The following is a 2,360-nucleotide window of genomic DNA, read 5'->3' as shown; positions in this document are numbered from 1 at the left end:
AATAGCAAAAATGGTCGCTAACTCAAGAATGCGTGAATCGACCCACTCGCGTCGATGCTCAAAGTTCTCACCTGTTGAATTATCAATTCCGCAAAGAAATGCCTTACGCACTACACGCGAACAACAGTGGTAGTAAGGCGTATCTTCCAGGCTAACGATTGTCTGTCTTGGTCTGGCCATCTTTAATTACCGTTTGGAAAGGGTAAATAAAGCCTAGTTCAGTGTTGAATATTTAGCCAGATGGAATGGGTGGCCATGTTATTTTTCGTTTCTGGCACATAAGCTTGGTCGCTGCGTCTATTTCATGCTGAAGAACAAAACGGTGTTTGATGAACAACGATTCTTGAAAGGATAAGTCGCGCAATAAGGTGAGCTGAACGTCTAACTAGATACTCTTAAAAAGAGAAGCGAGCATGACCGTGAATGATGTGGCTAATGAAGCAATGACTTCTCACCATCATCACTATGCCAAATGCTATTTAAGCTACATTGCCTGCACTTGACTTTATAAAGAATGACACCTTATTGGCGCGCATTAATAAGTACAATCAACAAAGTCGTTTACACCCTAAATGAGCCTGAAACTAACTGTGCATAAAGCACCTCTGACTTGAATAGCGCCATCTTAGGGTTAACCGATAAATGTCTCGGCTTTGGCTTCCTGCGTCGCTCTACCTCCTAAATCCATTTAGTCGTAGTGCCCCTGACATTTCAACGGATTGAAAAGCGTCAGGCAGCGATAAGATCGCACTAAGAGAGCCTCTATATGTGTTTGCTGTAAACGATGATTTGACAGCTAAATGACAGACGAAGTAGATGAATTTGTTGATTGATTTTAATTTGACTGCAAAAGCAGTCAAATAAGTTAGGCTCGCCTATTGACTGGCGGAAGGCTCATATGTGTTATGTTTTACGTTTAAGAGCTAATGGTAAAACAAAAAATACTGTAATTATAATTATCAAATCAGCAATACTAGCAACAACATCAAATGCTTCTCTTAGTACTTCCAAGTCACTAGCTTGTGCTCTTGTGAAATCACTGAAAGTTGCTATTAAGTCCTCTTGTTCTGTAGCACCTTGTAGAAAGGCTTTTTCAACAACTTTGTTATTTGATTCACTATGAGAAATGACTTCATTTGTAGACAAATATTCACCATCTATTTCGATAAAAGGTAAAGACAAAAATGATCTTATGATTAGCGCCAACACAATTATTATGACTGGGAAAATGATTTGTCGAATGATTGCCACAAACTCTCCTGTAAAACATAACGCCTGGCTAATGGGTTGGTAATACTTGGCGGCTTTTGTGCGTCTTTTTGCACAAAAGGTGACAAGTGTTACCAATCCTATTGAGCCACTTGTTAGGCAAAATATTTGTCCAATGTATCACGTTGATGTTTAGTCATGACTCTATTTGGTAACACATATTCTTTTTTAGCGCCCTCATAACTTGAACAAGACTCTAGCCAAGGAATACCTTTATTTTCCATAACTTCTGTTAATTTGTCTCGATTTATTTCATTCATTCCGAAATCTTCGTAGTTTAACAACTCATTGACATTTTGGTCATGACAATAAGAGTTTAAACGAATTCGTATATGGCAATCATACTCTGCTGGCCACACGTTATTCCCGAGAGCTTTAATGTATACAGCAAGATTAATGTAAAATTTCTTTGAATATGAAGAACCTTGAATATTTACCACGTGCAAATAGTCACCAAAGTCCCTGCACCAAGTACCACCTTTTTTCTTAAAACCCTTACTCTTCATGAAAGATTTTAATACATTCTCAAGATGTTTCTTTTCTGGTGACGACATACTTATGAACTCGATTTTATTTGCCTAACAGCTTATTGAAGGGCTCGCCCGATAAAGTCGGCCATTCAAGTTATTGATTAATATCATCCTACATTTGCTATCTTATTGAAGTAAAGCAATTAATTTTTTCTAACAGACAGAAACAAACCAAGCTTGCGCGTAAAGTAGAATTCACTTTCACTTGACGAAAAATTAAAGATAACAATATCAATTAATTATGATTTCTTTATTTTTAAAACGATACAACTAAAGACTGATTTTTAATCATTCTTTAGCGTAAATCGATGAGAAACCATTATACCTGTACATAAAATTAGTACATGCCACATAAAAGTATTCATGCTGATGTTTTTTTTAACACTTTTGATTTTTTCACATGTGATGCTTAGAGTTAATATTCCCCTTTTGTGCGAGGTGATTCTGCCGCATCCATGAGCTGATATTTCTCTTCACATCTATGCCGCTACACAGCCAGCAACGAAGATATTAATCCTTAAGTTTAAGCGCGACTGTGACCGTCCATGACATGGACGTCAT

The 2,360-nt window shown here is 37.2% G+C and carries 2 protein-coding genes and 1 pseudogene; all 3 read right to left on the bottom strand.

Translation table 11 applies throughout. From position 1 onward, the window contains the following. Positions 1–180, bottom strand: a pseudogene (locus L2703_RS18855) (transposase); the annotation flags it as partial. Positions 181–903: 723 nt separating this feature from the next. Then, positions 904–1,251, bottom strand: coding sequence for a hypothetical protein (locus tag L2703_RS18850; protein ID WP_248972561.1), 348 nt, complete (start codon positions 1,249–1,251; stop codon positions 904–906). Between the two features lie 113 nt (positions 1,252–1,364). Continuing rightward, on the bottom strand, positions 1,365–1,823 hold the full coding sequence (locus tag L2703_RS18845; protein WP_248972560.1) for a DUF4304 domain-containing protein: 459 nt from the start codon (positions 1,821–1,823) through the stop codon (positions 1,365–1,367). Between the last annotated feature and the right edge of the window lie 537 nt (positions 1,824–2,360).

It is taken from the genome of Shewanella basaltis, from assembly GCF_023283885.1.
Lineage (GTDB): Bacteria > Pseudomonadota > Gammaproteobacteria > Enterobacterales > Shewanellaceae > Shewanella > Shewanella basaltis.
Note: the sequence above shows the minus strand (reverse complement) of the source record. Positions and strands in the feature narration are given on the sequence as shown.